This is a genomic window from Lysinibacillus sphaericus (assembly GCF_015844675.1).
Classification (GTDB): domain Bacteria; phylum Bacillota; class Bacilli; order Bacillales_A; family Planococcaceae; genus Lysinibacillus; species Lysinibacillus sphaericus_E.
Genome location: NZ_LDGC01000065.1, coordinates 12,178 through 26,556 on the forward strand (window position 1 = coordinate 12,178; position 14,379 = coordinate 26,556).

The 14,379-nt window shown below is 34.1% G+C and carries 16 protein-coding genes; 10 read left to right on the forward strand and 6 right to left on the reverse strand.

Annotation, left to right across the window (positions count from 1 at the left end):
* Positions 1-64: 64 nt before the first annotated feature.
* Positions 65-1,111 (forward strand): ornithine cyclodeaminase family protein, encoded by a 1,047-nt coding sequence (locus ABE34_RS15780; RefSeq protein WP_197143445.1) that lies wholly within the window; start codon positions 65-67, stop codon positions 1,109-1,111.
* A 30-nt stretch (positions 1,112-1,141) separates the two neighbouring features.
* Positions 1,142-2,011 carry a PhzF family phenazine biosynthesis protein gene (locus tag ABE34_RS15785; RefSeq protein ID WP_197143446.1) on the forward strand — a complete coding sequence of 290 codons (870 nt, stop codon included), beginning with the start codon at positions 1,142-1,144 and terminating at the stop codon, positions 2,009-2,011.
* Between the two features lie 341 nt (positions 2,012-2,352).
* Here the strand turns inward: ABE34_RS15785 and ABE34_RS15790 are convergent, their stop codons facing one another.
* Positions 2,353-2,781 (reverse strand): HEAT repeat domain-containing protein, encoded by a 429-nt coding sequence (locus tag ABE34_RS15790; RefSeq protein ID WP_197143447.1) that lies wholly within the window; start codon positions 2,779-2,781, stop codon positions 2,353-2,355.
* Between the two features lie 1,328 nt (positions 2,782-4,109).
* On the opposite strand from ABE34_RS15790, the gene ABE34_RS15795 reads away from it, so the two are divergent.
* On the forward strand, positions 4,110-6,062 hold the full coding sequence (locus tag ABE34_RS15795) for an LTA synthase family protein (protein WP_197143448.1): 1,953 nt from the start codon (positions 4,110-4,112) through the stop codon (positions 6,060-6,062).
* Positions 6,063-6,333: 271 nt separating this feature from the next.
* On the opposite strand, the gene ABE34_RS15800 is transcribed toward ABE34_RS15795, so the two are convergent.
* Positions 6,334-6,594 (reverse strand): gamma-type small acid-soluble spore protein, encoded by a 261-nt coding sequence (locus ABE34_RS15800; protein WP_346655574.1) that lies wholly within the window; start codon positions 6,592-6,594, stop codon positions 6,334-6,336.
* Between the two features lie 189 nt (positions 6,595-6,783).
* Positions 6,784-7,797: an alpha/beta hydrolase family protein gene (locus tag ABE34_RS15805; protein WP_241747072.1), complete on the reverse strand. Its 1,014-nt coding sequence runs from the start codon at positions 7,795-7,797 to the stop codon at positions 6,784-6,786.
* A 350-nt stretch (positions 7,798-8,147) separates the two neighbouring features.
* Here ABE34_RS15805 and ABE34_RS15810 point away from each other — a divergent pair, with 350 nt between their 5' ends.
* Both ABE34_RS15810 and ABE34_RS15815 read left to right on the forward strand, forming a co-directional pair.
* Positions 8,148-8,564: a DUF2243 domain-containing protein gene (locus ABE34_RS15810; protein ID WP_197143517.1), complete on the forward strand. Its 417-nt coding sequence runs from the start codon at positions 8,148-8,150 to the stop codon at positions 8,562-8,564.
* A 12-nt stretch (positions 8,565-8,576) separates the two neighbouring features.
* Positions 8,577-9,374, forward strand: a complete 798-nt coding sequence (locus tag ABE34_RS15815) for a cytochrome c oxidase assembly protein (protein WP_197143451.1) — start codon at positions 8,577-8,579, stop codon at positions 9,372-9,374.
* A 790-nt stretch (positions 9,375-10,164) separates the two neighbouring features.
* Here the strand turns inward: ABE34_RS15815 and ABE34_RS15820 are convergent.
* From ABE34_RS15820 to ABE34_RS15830, 3 genes are all read right to left on the reverse strand, one after another.
* The gene (locus ABE34_RS15820) at positions 10,165-10,272 is read right to left on the reverse strand and encodes a YjcZ family sporulation protein (protein WP_197143452.1); all 108 of its coding nucleotides are present in this window, start codon (positions 10,270-10,272) and stop codon (positions 10,165-10,167) included.
* Between the two features lie 258 nt (positions 10,273-10,530).
* A complete protein-coding gene (locus ABE34_RS15825) occupies positions 10,531-10,650 on the reverse strand; it encodes a YjcZ family sporulation protein (RefSeq protein ID WP_197143453.1) in 120 nt (39 codons plus the stop codon).
* A gap of 333 nt (positions 10,651-10,983) precedes the next feature.
* Positions 10,984-11,094 (reverse strand): YjcZ family sporulation protein, encoded by a 111-nt coding sequence (locus ABE34_RS15830; RefSeq protein ID WP_079561273.1) that lies wholly within the window; start codon positions 11,092-11,094, stop codon positions 10,984-10,986.
* 230 nt (positions 11,095-11,324) lie between these two features.
* Here ABE34_RS15830 and ABE34_RS15835 point away from each other — a divergent pair, with 230 nt between their 5' ends.
* The 5 genes from ABE34_RS15835 (at position 11,325) to ABE34_RS15855 (ending at position 14,374) form a co-directional block, all read left to right on the forward strand.
* Positions 11,325-11,822: a cytoplasmic protein gene (locus ABE34_RS15835; RefSeq protein ID WP_197143454.1), complete on the forward strand. Its 498-nt coding sequence runs from the start codon at positions 11,325-11,327 to the stop codon at positions 11,820-11,822.
* Between the two features lie 179 nt (positions 11,823-12,001).
* Positions 12,002-12,652, forward strand: a complete 651-nt coding sequence (locus ABE34_RS15840) for a copper amine oxidase N-terminal domain-containing protein (protein WP_197143455.1) — start codon at positions 12,002-12,004, stop codon at positions 12,650-12,652.
* A gap of 11 nt (positions 12,653-12,663) precedes the next feature.
* The gene (locus ABE34_RS15845; protein WP_197143456.1) at positions 12,664-12,906 is read left to right on the forward strand and encodes a hypothetical protein; all 243 of its coding nucleotides are present in this window, start codon (positions 12,664-12,666) and stop codon (positions 12,904-12,906) included.
* A gap of 13 nt (positions 12,907-12,919) precedes the next feature.
* Complete coding sequence (locus ABE34_RS15850; protein WP_346655575.1) at positions 12,920-13,819, forward strand: FAD:protein FMN transferase; 900 nt, start codon at positions 12,920-12,922, stop codon at positions 13,817-13,819.
* Positions 13,820-14,374 (forward strand): ferric reductase-like transmembrane domain-containing protein, encoded by a 555-nt coding sequence (locus ABE34_RS15855; RefSeq protein WP_197143457.1) that lies wholly within the window; start codon positions 13,820-13,822, stop codon positions 14,372-14,374.
* Positions 14,375-14,379: the final 5 nt, after the last annotated feature.

Consider the following 14,379-nt stretch of genomic DNA (forward strand, 5'->3'; position numbering starts at 1 on the left):
TTTTTGTTGTTGTTTAAATACAATTACATTAACAGATATTAAAATTTAAAGGAAAATGATAACTATGGTACCAATAAGAATTCTAAGTGATAATGATGTTAAGAACATTCTTGATATCAAGAATACAGTAGCATGTGTAGAAAAAGCCTATGCGCTTAAAGCCAACAATCAAGTGAGACTATTCTCCATAGTATCTGAGGTGATTTTTGAGGGTAGGGCAGAAATGGATATTAAATCAGGGATGCTTAATGAAGAAGATGTGTTTGGATTAAAACTCGTTTCATGGTTTGGTGAAAATAAAAATCAAGGGCTTCCAGCTATAACTGGGCTGACTATGTTATTTGATTTGAAGAATGGGTTTCCTAAGGCAATGATCAACGCAAGTTATTTGACAGGAATGCGTACTGGAGCAGCAGGTTCAATAGGCGTGAAACACCTGTCAAAACAAGATTCAAAAACACTAATGATTGTAGGTACAGGAGTTCAGGCGATTTTTCAAATAGCTGCTACTCTATCTCAAGTTCAGACAATTAACAAGGTATATATATATGACCCCGTAAAATATGAAAATGCATCAAAATTTCAGTATTCAATAAAGACGGAACTAGATAAAATCATAAATGATATCAACGATACTTATAATAAGAGCTGGAAACAAAGGATTGAGTCAGTTCAGTTTGTAGCTGTAGAAAATCCAGTGAAAGCTTTGGAAGAAACCGATGCAGTAATTACGATAACGCCTTCGGGAAAACCACTGATTTTTAAGGAGTGGATTAAGCCAGGCATACATTTCAGTTGTGTAGGGGCAGACATGACTGGAAAACAGGAAATAGATGAAAAGATCTTTGAGGTAGCTTCTGTATATGTAGATGATATTACACAAGCATCGACAGTCGGAGAAACACAAAGTGCTATAAGGGCTGGTATATTAGGCAAAAACAATTTGATTGAAATCGGACAATTCATACTTGGAAATGCGAAAGGACGTACAAGTGATGAAGAAATTACGATTTTTGATAGTACTGGCATAGCATTGCAGGATCTTGCAGTTTCAAAATATATTGTATCAAAAGCAGAAGAAATGAATATTGGGACAATCGTGCAAATATAAAATCGATATACAATTTGGAGGGATCATATTATGAAGATAAAAGTTTATACATTAAATTCATTTGCAAAATCCATTGAGGGAGGGAACCCTGCCGGAGTGGTACTTAGCGCTGATTATCTATCAGAAGAGGACATGAAAAAAATAGCAGGTATCATCGGTTTTAGTGAGACTGCTTTTGTCATGAAGTCAGACCTTGCTGACTTCAAGGTTAGATTCTTTACACCTAATGAAGAGGTTGATCTTTGTGGCCATGCAACGATAGCAGCGTTCTATACACTTTCAAGCCAAGGATATATTAAACCAGGAAAATATTCTCAGGAAACAAAGGCTGGAATTTTAAATGTAGAAGTAATGGAAGACCTATCAATTATGATGGATCAAAATGCTCCAAGCTATTATGAATTAATAGACAAGGAGGAAATTGCAGATTCCTTAAATATTACTATAGATGAAATGTTGGGGGATCTACCAGTGCAAATTGTATCTACGGGTCTTAGGGATATACTTGTACCGATTAGAAACTTAGATATATTAAATTCTATAAAGCCAGATTTTGAAAAAGTAACAAATATCAGCAGTAAATATAATACCATTGGTTATCATATTTTTACCCTTGAATCACTAAAGGGTTCAAATGCTCACTGTAGAAATTTAGCACCTTTATATGGAATTCCAGAAGAATCTGCAACTGGTACATCCAATGGTGCCCTTTCATGTTATCTGTATAAATATGGTAAAATAAAACCTGAACATGTTATTAATATATCTGTTGAGCAAGGTTACTCTATGAAAAAACCTTCAGAAATAGTTATAGCGTTAACCACTCAAGGGAAAGAAATTATTGAGGTAAAGGTGGGCGGAAAAGCATTGAATTTGTCTGAAACAGAGGTTGAAATATAATTGTAGAATATAAATTTCTAATAAATTGAAATAATAAGATAGCCGGATTAGGTGTTATGTTACATCTAGTATGAATGTTTTTTAAAAAAATTAAATAACCTTGGTAATATGTTGGCTATTATTATGAAAATGATTAAACTTTTTTATAAAAAATATATCCTAATTCATAAGAGAAGAATTCATTTTGCTCAATCTTTGTTCAAAATATGGCCTTTTTGTTTATAGCTTAATTAGTGTTTGTGGAACTTTTTTAATCAAACTTTATTCAAAACCAACAGAAAAAGCCATTCCCTCCACAAGTGGAGAGAATGACTTTCCTTCATAAATCGCAAAACTACTGATTATAGTTTTGCCCAACGTTCCTCTAACCAGTTCATAAATTCTACACCTTTGTCGCCTTCATACGCATCAAAGACATCTAAACGCATCCGTTTTAGTTTATCCGCAAAGTCTGCCACTGTATGGTCCTTCGGCAAGCTCTTTTTCACCCGCAAGAAAATTTTGTCTGTGCCTTTGATAATATCAAAACGTGCAGGTGATGGCTTCTCTACGTCCTCACCAAACGCCGCGAGTGCTTCATAGGCTGCCAATTGCACCTTGTAGACAGTATCATGCTGCATACGATTTTTTAATAAATCTATGATTTTGTCATGTTGATAAGCCGATAACATTTCGACTGCGCCTAAACGCTCTCGCCAGCTAGACGTATAATTGGCCTGTTTTTTTAATGTTTCATACTGCTCAGGTAATGCTGTTTCAAACTGTTTCAAGTAATTGCACCTCTTTTTTTAACTAGAGAAAAAATGAATTCTTCTTCTGCTTCTCTTATTATACGTTGTCTTGGTGAAAATAGCGAAGAATCGCTGGTAAGGATATATATAGAAAATGGAAACTAACTACATAAGTTGAACCGTATCATAAGTATGTACTATTCTTTATTAGATTTGCTTTTCTTATTAAACTAATTGACGACGTTCAATAAAATAGGCTTATTTAATTAACGGTGCTTTACTTGAAGTTACATTGAGTTGCACAGATATCACTTTTTTCTTATTCAAATAAAGGTGAAGTTCTGATGGATTCAGATTCCTTAAACAAGGTCAAAAAGTATCCTTTGATTTAGTTGAAAAGCCAAATTTTACTGACCAATTGCAAGTTGCAGAAAATGTATTCGTTATTTCTGACTGAAAAATTCTTCTTCACTAACTGCTGCTTTCGTTGAATAATACTCATAATTAACGTCATTCCTATCAATTTTTTTCAAAATGGAGTGTTTTTGCATTTGATGATAAATAAAGGTTGAAGAGAATTTTTTAATCAATCTTCATTCTAAAGCTACATCCTTTTTATACATACCTTAAAAAATCTTATTAAAAAAATGACCGTTTATAGTAGAGAGCTGATATTTAAAAGAACAGTTAACAATTAAGCTACTGTTTAAAAATGGTTCTATAAAAGTCAATTATTGTTAGGTGTTCATATTGCCGCTTTTTTTATTTTTAACTCTATTTTCTAAGAATATGAACTATTCAAAAACACTATCGCGACATATTAATAGTAATGGAAAGCTAATTTAGCCTTACACCTCCGAATTTTGTTACTGAGGGTCACTCCTATCCCAAGTGACCCTTTTTATAGTTTCTTTCTTCAAAGTGTTCAGTAATACTTGTTTATATATATTGAAACTAAACCTTACAAAATTATAAGTTTCATGTCACCAAAATTAAATTGTTAAAATTAAAATTGTGTTTTAAAATTACTATTGTCGGAAATCAAGAAAACATGATTTTTTTTGATATTTAATAACTTGACAGAAATCTAAATGGGGAGTAAGCTACATTAGCTGCGAAAAAAGCTATTGTGAAGTAACAATTTTTTAGGAAATACTTATAATCTAAGTTAATATAGGATGTTATCCTAAAATCATCGTATGCAATAATGGCTATTGACCTGCATCGGTAAACACGCCACGTCCTGTGGCATTACCGAAATGACCGACATCGTGTCGGCCCTCACGCAGTCCTAAGCACAAAGCCGAATCCGGACGCAATTATGCCGAGGAATAATTGATAGTTAAGTAAGTAAAAGAGGTGTAAAAATGAAAAATTTATTAAGTAAAAAAGATGGCCTTTTAAATAAATTTTTAGGGATATATTTACTTGCTGTTTTAATGTTATGGATGAAAACATACATCGCTCAAACAGCACAATTTAAACTAGGAGTAGAAGGAGTACTTCAACAATTCCTTTTACTAATAAATCCACTTGGTTCCGCAATGCTATTTCTAGGAATTGCCTTTTTATTTAGTGGAAAGAGAAAATATACATCACTAGTTGTAGTATACACGCTGATGTCTATTGTTTTATATGCTAATATTGTTTATTACCGATTTTTTAGTGATTTCATAACATTACCTACTGTTACCCAAACGCAGAACTTCGGAGATTTAGGTGGTAGTGTTCTTTCTTTACTAAAACCTTATGATATCTTGTTCTTTGTAGATGTATTTGTAATGTTTTATCTACGATTCTCAAGAAAAATTCAAAAAGAGTCTAATCGTTTAGGATATAAAAAAGCAACGGCAATCATTGCATTTGCATTGGCAGTATCCGTCCTAAATTTAGGACTAGCTGAAGCTGATCGTCCACAATTATTATCTCGAGGTTTTGATAGAAACTATATAGTTAAATATCTAGGAATGTATAACTATACGATTTATGATTCAGTAGAAACGATGAAAGCATCTTCACAGAGAGCTTTGGCGGATAGTAGTGATATTACAGAAGTGATGAACTATACAAAATCTAACTATGCAAAACCTAATGCAGAATATTTTGGTGCGGCAAAAGGAATGAACGTCGTCTATTTACATTTAGAATCATTCCAAAACTTTTTGATCGACTATAAATTAAACGGTGAAGAAGTTACACCGTTCTTAAATTCATTAGCAAAAGATAAGAATACAATGTATTTTGATAATTTCTTCCATCAGACAGGTCAAGGTAAAACTTCTGATGCAGAATTTATGCTGGAAAACTCTTTATTTGGGTTACCACAAGGATCTGCCTTTATTACAAAAGCACAAAATACGTACCAAGCAGCTCCTAGTATTTTAAAAGATTACGGTTATACATCTGCTGTATTCCATGGTAACAACGGAAGCTTCTGGAATCGAAATGAGATTTATAAATCATTTGGATATGACAAATTCTTTGATGCTAGTTATTACGACACGGATTCAACAGAAAACATGGCTGAATATGGTTTGTTAGATAAACCATTCTTTAAACAATCTGAAAGTCTTTTAAATTCGTTACCACAACCTTTTTATACGAAATTAATTACGGTAGGGAACCACTTCCCATATAAAATGGATCAAAGCTTAGTAACAATTGATAAAGCTAATACTGGTGATGCAAGTGTAGATAATTATTTCCAAACAGCACGTTATGCAGATGAAGCAATCAAACAAGTATTCGACCAATTAAAAGAATCAGGCTTATATGATAATACGATGATTGTTCTTTATGGTGACCATTACGGAATTTCAGATAATCATAATGATGCGATGGAACAAGTCATTGGAAAAGAAATTACACCATATGAAAGTGCTAATTTGCAACGCGTACCATTATTTATACATGTTCCAGGAATGCAAGGTGGGACTAACCATACTTATGGTGGTCAAACAGACCTTCTTCCAACGCTATTACATTTACTAGGAATTGATACGCAAAAATTTGTTCAATTTGGTTCAGACTTATTATCAAAAGAGCATGATGAAATTGTACCATTTAGAAATAGCGATTTTGTCAGCCCTACGATTTATTCAATTAATGGGAAATTTTATGATAATAAAACAGGTTTACTACTAGATGATAGTCAATTAGAGTTTGCGAAAACTATCAAAGATCAAGTAGATCTTAAATTGCATCTATCAGATAAAGTCGTGAATGGTGACTTATTGAGATTCTATACGCCAACAGATTATACGCCAGTGGATCCTTCTAAGTATAATTACTCGAAAGATGCCGATGTAGAATCTAATTAATTGTTGCTATTGTCACATCAGAAAAGCGCGAGAAATCAATGTTTCTAAAATTGATTTCTCGCGCTTTTTAATGTTTTGAACCAGTTTTACCAGTATCTTAACGCGAGTTATTACGATTTGGTAGTGATGTATCTGAGCATGATAAGAATTATTTAAACCATACTAAAGTTAGCAGAAAAATTATTATTCTTTGGGTAGATTTAGGGGATGATAACTAAAATGAGGAAAACCGGCAAAAAGGATTGCCGGTTTCGGGATAATGATTATCAACTTATTTTGTACTGTTTTTATTTGCAAATTGACCAGAAGCTTGTTTTTTGTTAGCTTCTGCTTGCATGATTTGTTGTCTAATTTGATTAACATCAGTCTCATTCCCGAATTCTTCGTTCATCGAGTTTAATGAACCAGAAGCTTGTTTTTTGTTAGCTTCTGCTTGTTGGATTTGTTGTCTAATTTGATTAACATCAGTCTCATTCCCGAATTCTTCGTTCATCGAGTTAAAGTTTTGGTTGTTGTTATTCATGGATTTCACCTCCTGAAAATAGTCTGTACAGAAGATGCATTATTATTCGAAAAAAATAATCCTAAGGTAGAGTTAATACGATTCGACAATAACTGTATATTACCTCGTAATTGAACGGTTAAAAAACCCCAGCAATAAACTGGGGTTGATCGCCATATCCTGATTAACGACAAGTGCAAGATACGGTAGAAACTTTGTTCAATATGTCTCTTTGGGAGTGAAATGGCCGATTCCTTTTAATTCAAAGTCGAAAAATTTAAGAATTAGTTCATTTTCCGTTTCAATACAGTAAGATCGATCAATATCGGCTTTTCCTCCCTGTATAATATTTGCCAGTATAGGAGAGAAAAGGGGTAAATCAGTCAAGCTTAAATGTTTTGCCCCTTGAAAATGAACAGTATATGCTTCTTTGAAGTGTTCATTTTTTTTGTTATTTGCTATATAAATGGTGTTGCTCTCGAGCTGTCTCCATACATCGTCAGAATAAATGTTAAGAAGAGGGGTCGTAAAGTCTTTGTTGCTAGCTACAAAATCATTCATTTCTTTCTTATAAACAAGCTCACTAAAGAACGGGGCATCAATATTTACAACTGCACTTATATCATTACGCTCTCTGCCTAACCGCACACTTGCAGCACCGCCCATAGAATGCCCGAATACACCAATTTTCTCTGTATCGATTTGTTGATAAAGGGAGTTATTATCATTATTTGACTTTTTAAGGATTGTATCAATGACAAAATTCATATCGTCTGTTCGTAATTTCATCCATTTTTGAATGAGATTGTACATTTCTTCATTCGAGTAAACGCCTTTATTCATATTTGTGACTTCATGACTAAAATCTGAATTGATCATAACTACTGTTCCATCCTCTGAACGAGTATAGAAGGAGTGATAGGGATGATCGATTGAAACGACTACATAACCGTGGCTTGCCAGCTCAGTATAGGTAGAACTGTTGCTTGTCTTGATACCATATGCCCCGTGTGAGAACACCAATAAAGGATAGGTTCCATCTGCATTTTTAGGATACCAAAATTCTACATTAACAAATCTGTTGTCCCCATTGTCAGTAAATTCCTCAATACGATTCTTGTCAACATATGTGTCAGTAGCGGTTGCGACTTCATATTCTCCTGTCACTTTTGGTGATGGGTGCTGTGGAAAGATAATTATAGGTGAAAGTGCTAATGCAAATGCCAATATCATCAAAATGGACTTCCACACAATGTTAGAAGTTTTGTATGGTTTGATATTTGTTTTGTTAAGGATAAGAGAAACTGCCCCATTTACGGCTAATAAAAAAAGTAGTATAGCAAGCATTATCCACCGGAAATCCCAGGACTATGCAAAGGTTTGTAACCGATGAAATAAAATAGCAAAGAAGAAATGGATATAAATTTCGAAGGAAATGGAAAACACCTCAGTGAATTGTTTAAATTTCTTAACTTCATGGATAAACTAATAAAAAAACTGAGGTGTTTAGGTTGACCATATTAAATAAAAATGAAAGAAATACTCATAAACACGAAAATCGTTTACATTATGGGCAACAAAATATGTGGACGGGCTTATTATTTGGTCTGGGTGTCGTGGCATTTATAGATGAAGTGCTTTTTCACCAATTATTACATTGGCATCATTTCTATGATAAATCTACAGCTAATATTGGATTAGTCTCAGACGGACTATTTCATGCCTTTAGCTTTTTTGCCACGATTGGCTCAGCCTTTTTACTCGCCGATCTTCATCGAAAACATGGATTTTGGTTAAAAAGATGGCTTGGAGGGATTTTTCTTGGAGCAGGAGCGTTTCAACTATACGATGGAATCATTCAACACAAGTTCATGAAGTTACATCAAATCCGATACAACGTCGATATTCTTCCCTATGATTTAGTTTGGAATGTATTAGCAGCAATTTTAATAGTGATCGGTATTGTTTTACTAATACAAACTAATCAACAAAAGTATTAGGAGGTTTCAACTTTGCATTCACATGAAACTCACACCCAAAATTTCTCCATCATTGTACAGCTGCTATTAGTTTTGCCGTTTATTATTTCCCTTGTCTCATACATTATTGCGGTTATTTATTCTAATCAGCATAAAAAAAGATGGTCACGTTTTCGAATAATAAGTTGGATTCTAGGGCATTTATGCGCCATCATTACATTAATCGGTCCATTTGCAGAGCTCACACACGTTAATTTTTCAGCACATATGATCGGTCATCTAATGCTTGGAATGTTAGCTCCGCTCCTTATTGCTCTAGCGGCTCCCTTGACTCTGCTCTTGAGATCAATCCCCGTGAAAAGGGCTCGTCTTATTTCCTCCATATTAAAAAGTTCTTACTTTAGTTTTGTACGCAATCCTATCGTAGCGTCTATTCTTAATGTAGGTGGTTTATGGTTGCTTTATACTACACCACTCTTTAACATGATGCATGAAAGCTCACTTTTATTTATTTTGATTCACATTCATATTTTTCTAGCAGGTTATTTGTTTACCATTGCCTTTATCTATATCGATCCAACTCCACACGAAGTATCTTATGTCTTTCGCTCAATCGTTTTATTAGTCGCTGTAACAGCTCATTCAATATTGTCCAAACATATTTATGCGTATCCTCCTAATCATGTACCTATTGAACAGGCTGAACTAGGAGCTATGATTATGTATTACGGTGGGGATGCAATTGAAATCGGACTCGTTTATTTCCTGTTTTACCAATGGTTTAAAAGGACAAGAAGTTCTATTTATTCACCAGAAACATTTAGTAATTGATCCTCATTGCTCTGAACATTTTCAAACATGGATAATATGGGGGATATGATAAATCACTCCTCTTAGAAATTTTAATAGGGTCACTTGGGATAGAGTGACCCTTAGAAGGAATTCGGAGTGCAAAGCATATTTGCTTTACCTTACTATATTATGATTAGGAAGTTATGTTTCATAGTTTATTATCTTGAGATTAGAAAAAACTTAAAGACGAAGTAGATACAGATTTAAAAGGTAGTATGTGAGAAATACTTATGATTGCGATATTTAAATAAGAAGAAGTATATTGAACACGATATGTAAATTTTGAAACAGCTAGATTGGCGCTATTTACATACATTGAAGGTTGGCAATCAAAAGGGCTATAGGCTTCTAGTGTCCAACGACTGCGAAAGTATGTGCCAAGCTACGGCGCTGAAAGTTTCGGATAAATATTTTTGGCGCATCAGGCTTTACAGCATCATAGGTTCTTTTGGCTTTGACTGGCTGCACGAGACGTGGAACACTCCATAAATGGTCGTTACCACAAAACAAAAATTTTACTTATGTATGTCCAGAATCTTGCCTTAGTTCCTGTATTTAAAAGTAAAAGATTTGAACAATTAAAGATAGCTAAATATGATAAAGTCACATTTAACTAGGAGTGGCTTTTTAATTTGCCTTTAAAGGTTAAATGGGGGAATGTTTAAAGGGTCACTGGAGGATAGTGACCCTTAGTAAATATAAAGGTGTAAGGTTACATTAGTATTACCTTACACTAGTTATGAGCAGGTATAAGCGGAAGTATTAGGTATTAATATCTAATGAAACTAGCGCCGACAATAATTAGAAGGATGAATAGAACAACAATTAGCGCAAATTGTGAGCCATTTCCATACCCATTACCATAGTATTCAGACATTGTAAATCCCTCCTTTCTTATACTTTATACTATGTATAGTTGTCAAAAATAGTTGCGATATTTATCTTAGGATAACTCAGTGAAATTTTGAAAAAATAGCATTAGATGATTACGAACATAACTTTAGGCGCTGAACATTGGAAGAGGAAGTATAAAAGGGTCACTGGAGGATAGTGACCCTTAGTACAGATTTGAAGTTGTGAGGTTAAACTAGTATTACCTTACACTAGTTATGAGCATTAGTGGCGGTATTGGGTATTAATAACACATGAAACTAGCGCCAACAATAATTAAAAGAATGAATAGAACAACAATTAGCGCGAATGCTGAACCTGTACCATAACCGCCACCACTTCCACTACCGCAATTTTGAGACATAATAAATCCCCCCTTTCTTTTATTTATTCTATGCATCGTAATCAAAAGGGGTATTGATTATTAACTATACAATGCTTAAATTTTTATATAAAAGGGACTGATAACACTTGATATTAAAAGGTAATTGGTAATCAGTTCATTTTAACAATATAATAAATCTAAACGAATTGAATGCTATAACATTAAATTAAAGAAGACAGAGGGATTTTCTGAATTCCACAGGTAGGTTAATTAAAAAGGATCACTTTGGTAAAAGTGACCCTAGAAGAAGGAGTTGTAAGGTTAATTAGCTTTACCCTATTTTTTTATGCTGTAACAAAAAGGTTCCGAAGATTAATACATGAAACTAGCGCCGACAATAATTAAAAGAATAAATAGAACGACAATTAGAACGAATGATGAACCGCCATAGCCGCCTGAAGAGCCACCGCAATAGTATCCCATGAAATATTCCTCCTTTCTATTTCTATAATATGTATGTTTGTAGAAAGTAAGGGGGTAATTATCCTATTTAAATTTTTTTAGAATTAGGACGGCTTGCTTCTTTTGTGTGAAAACAATGTTAATTACAGTAGTGTTCAGTCGGAAATGGCTTTATTTAAGAAATTTCACATTGTACTGCGAAATATCCAAATAGACGCTTGCGTACCTTTATCTTAAGAGGTGAAGGATACATGTTAAATAGTACATTCCGCTGGAAGCTTTCTCAATTACCAGAACGAACTGTCAAGAAGCACTGTAAAATGTGTGGAACATTATCTGTTTTTACGGATACAACTGTACGAAGGCATAATGCAAATGGAAAAAATATTTATCAATATGCAATTTATAAATGCAAAAGAAATCATACTTGGAATAAAAAGTTAGCTATTTATAAAACGTTCTCAGAGCATGTTGTTGAAATAGAAGAGCAGAAAGAGGATTTTTCAATTTTGCCAACGATTGCGATATCTTGCTTAGCAGAACAAGGAATAAAGGTAATACACATTGTAATAGATGATGTGACAGGAAAACATCGAATTGATAAAGTGCTTGCAAACCAAATTGATGATTGGAGCCGATCGCAGATCATCAAAAAAATTGAAAAAGGTACGATTCAATTAAATGATAAAATTATTAAACCTAGTGCAAGATTGTCAGAGGGCGAATGTATTTCTATTTTCATTGACTAAAAGGTTTTAAGTACTCTGATTGGAAGCTTAAAATAATTGCCTTATGAACAAAGCCATTTCTTAGTGCAGAGGAATCTGTCCATAGAAATGGCTTTTTGTCTGCAAAAATTTGTTTAAAAAATTCAGTCTCGTATCATTTTTAAAACCTAGAATGAAGACAAAGGAAAGGAGTGTTATAGATGAGGATGAATAAAAATAGTCTTTTTGTAGTACTTATATTAGCGGGTTTCGTTACAAATGACGTTGTCGTACATGCAGACGATCATAAACATGAAGATAAAAAACATGAAAAGTATAAAGAATATAAGGACTATAAAGACGACGATGATGATGATGATGAGAATTATTACTATGACGATGAAGAAGAAGGTGAAACTTACTATTTTCAAGATGTTGTAAGTGCAAAAGGGACTTGGAATATTTGGACACGAACAGTTGCAGCAGATAAAGTATTATTACCGTTTACAAGCTCTCAAAAGGTTACGTTCAAGGTAGAAGGTACAAATAAGGAGCTGAGCTTTTTTGTAATACCAAAAGACGGGGAATTTTTTGTGCCAGGAAAATCAGTAGCTCAAGTTTTAGGAGCAAAAGCAACCTTTTACAAAGCAAGTAAGATTTTAAATATCCAACATCAAAAAAATGAATTGATTTACCGTGCAGGAACTAACGTTGCATATGATAACAATGTGAAAACACCATTACCTGCACAAGCGTTTTATGTGAATGAAGAATTATATGTACCTATTAGTACAATAACGAATGGCTTAGGTTATATAGCTGAATGGCAAGAAAGTAACCAAACGTTTGTCTGCCAGCCAATTACGAATTAGGGGGAAGCACTATGAAAGATCCAAAAAAAGCTAAATGGGTATTAGGAGCATCGGGGCTACTTTTATCAGCTGCAATACTATCCCAAATCAACAGCCCAGCAGAGGCCGAATCTACAAGCACTATTAATATTCAGGAAGTAGATCAGGGAAATATGACAAAAAAAGAAAAAGAATTAGTACAGCTAGACTGGACAAACTTTGAAGTGACAAGGCAAGCTGCTGTCAAAAGCGAGCGCAAAACGAAAAGAACGTAATGGAGTGGGGCGTGTGGATTCACTAACTTTACAAATAATGAATACTGAATTTTATATTGCTATGCCAAAAGAGGCTCATTTTGTATGGAAAGAAAAAGCAGAGAATTGGCTTCAATACGTAGCAAAAGAATGGTCAAGATTTCAATCAAATAATGAATTATCACAACTTAATAGTTTAGAAATTGGAAAAACGCTCCGCATTAGTTCGCTCCTTTATGATTGTTTAGTGCAAGCGGATCGGTATTACCAGCTTTCTAATGGTTTATTTTCTCCATATCTTAAATGTCAATTAGAACATCATGGCTACCATCATTCTTTCCCATTTGATACAGCTAAAAGGAAGGCATTTCAAAACCAACCGCTAATGGCAGAGCGACCATTTGAATTTCTAGGTGATGAGCAAATACTGAGGGTGGAACAGCAGGAAATTGATTTAGGTGGATTTGCTAAAGGGTATGCGATTGAAAAATTGGCGAATTGGCTTGAGCAAGAGGTATCGCCTGATTTCGGATTAATAGACGGGGGAGGGGATATGAAGATGTGGTCTTCTGGGGAAAAGACTTGGACAATCGGTGTTGCCGATGCCTTGGATATCGATAAGGAAATTAGCTCGATTAAACTGAAAACAGGCGCCATTGCTACATCCAATCGGGTTTATCGAAGCTGGATGCAAGGAGCAATGAAGAAACATCATATATTAAACGGACAAACAGGTGAAATCGCAAATACAGAAGTATTACAAGCTTCAGTCGTAACGTCCTCTTTATGTGATGCAGAGGTTGGGGCAAAACTTTGCTTTCTTATGGATGAGCGTGAATTGCAGCAATGGTTCGAAAATAATTGTCAACAAAGTGCCCGTTTCATTGTTAAAGAAGGGCAAGTAGGAAATTGGAAAATGATAGGGGTGAATTAAATGATCATAAGTACATGGGAATGGATTCGATTATTAGGGTTTTTAGCGTATTTTTACTTTACAATTTCCATTATATTTGGGTTGTTAAGAAAATCATCATTTGTTAAATCACATAAAAATTTAATTTATCATCTACATCAACATTCAGGATGGCTAGGGTTAATGACCGTCATCGCACATATGTTATTGCTGTTAATCGATCATTATGAGCCTTATAGCATAGTAGGGATTTTATTTCCGTTCTCAGCAAAATATCAATCTCTACCATCGGCTCTTGGAACAATCGCATTTTATTTATTTTTACTGGTAATCCTGACATCGGATTTATGGATTCGAACAATGAATCGCAACTTATGGAAAAAACTTCACTTTCTTGTGTTACCAGCATGGGTATTTTCACTTGCTCATGGAGTGCTAATTGGAACGGATACAGAAAATACGTTGATTATCATGTTTTATGTAGTTTCTGGGGGGACAACGATGTTAGTGCTGGTAGCGAGAACAATAAGCCAGTTCATGAAAAGATTAAATATTTCAACGTCACACAATAATTAAGAGAA

What these genes read in the sequence shown, in the direction of transcription:
- ABE34_RS15785 (WP_197143446.1), top strand. Translation starts at nt 1,142, where the DNA reads ATGAAGATAAAAGTTTATACATTAAATTCATTTGCAAAATCCATTGAG.
- ABE34_RS15810 (WP_197143517.1), top strand. Translation starts at nt 8,148, where the DNA reads ATGTGGACGGGCTTATTATTTGGTCTGGGTGTCGTGGCATTTATAGAT.
- ABE34_RS15795 (WP_197143448.1), top strand. Translation starts at nt 4,110, where the DNA reads ATGAAAAATTTATTAAGTAAAAAAGATGGCCTTTTAAATAAATTTTTA.
- ABE34_RS15780 (WP_197143445.1), top strand. Translation starts at nt 65, where the DNA reads ATGGTACCAATAAGAATTCTAAGTGATAATGATGTTAAGAACATTCTT.
- ABE34_RS15840 (WP_197143455.1), top strand. Translation starts at nt 12,002, where the DNA reads ATGAGGATGAATAAAAATAGTCTTTTTGTAGTACTTATATTAGCGGGT.
- ABE34_RS15855 (WP_197143457.1), top strand. Translation starts at nt 13,820, where the DNA reads ATGATCATAAGTACATGGGAATGGATTCGATTATTAGGGTTTTTAGCG.
- ABE34_RS15825 (WP_197143453.1), bottom strand. Translation starts at nt 10,650, where the DNA reads ATGTCTCAAAATTGCGGTAGTGGAAGTGGTGGCGGTTATGGTACAGGT.
- ABE34_RS15835 (WP_197143454.1), top strand. Translation starts at nt 11,325, where the DNA reads ATGTTAAATAGTACATTCCGCTGGAAGCTTTCTCAATTACCAGAACGA.
- ABE34_RS15845 (WP_197143456.1), top strand. Translation starts at nt 12,664, where the DNA reads ATGAAAGATCCAAAAAAAGCTAAATGGGTATTAGGAGCATCGGGGCTA.
- ABE34_RS15820 (WP_197143452.1), bottom strand. Translation starts at nt 10,272, where the DNA reads ATGTCTGAATACTATGGTAATGGGTATGGAAATGGCTCACAATTTGCG.
- ABE34_RS15830 (WP_079561273.1), bottom strand. Translation starts at nt 11,094, where the DNA reads ATGGGATACTATTGCGGTGGCTCTTCAGGCGGCTATGGCGGTTCATCA.
- ABE34_RS15805 (WP_241747072.1), bottom strand. Translation starts at nt 7,797, where the DNA reads ATGATATTGGCATTTGCATTAGCACTTTCACCTATAATTATCTTTCCA.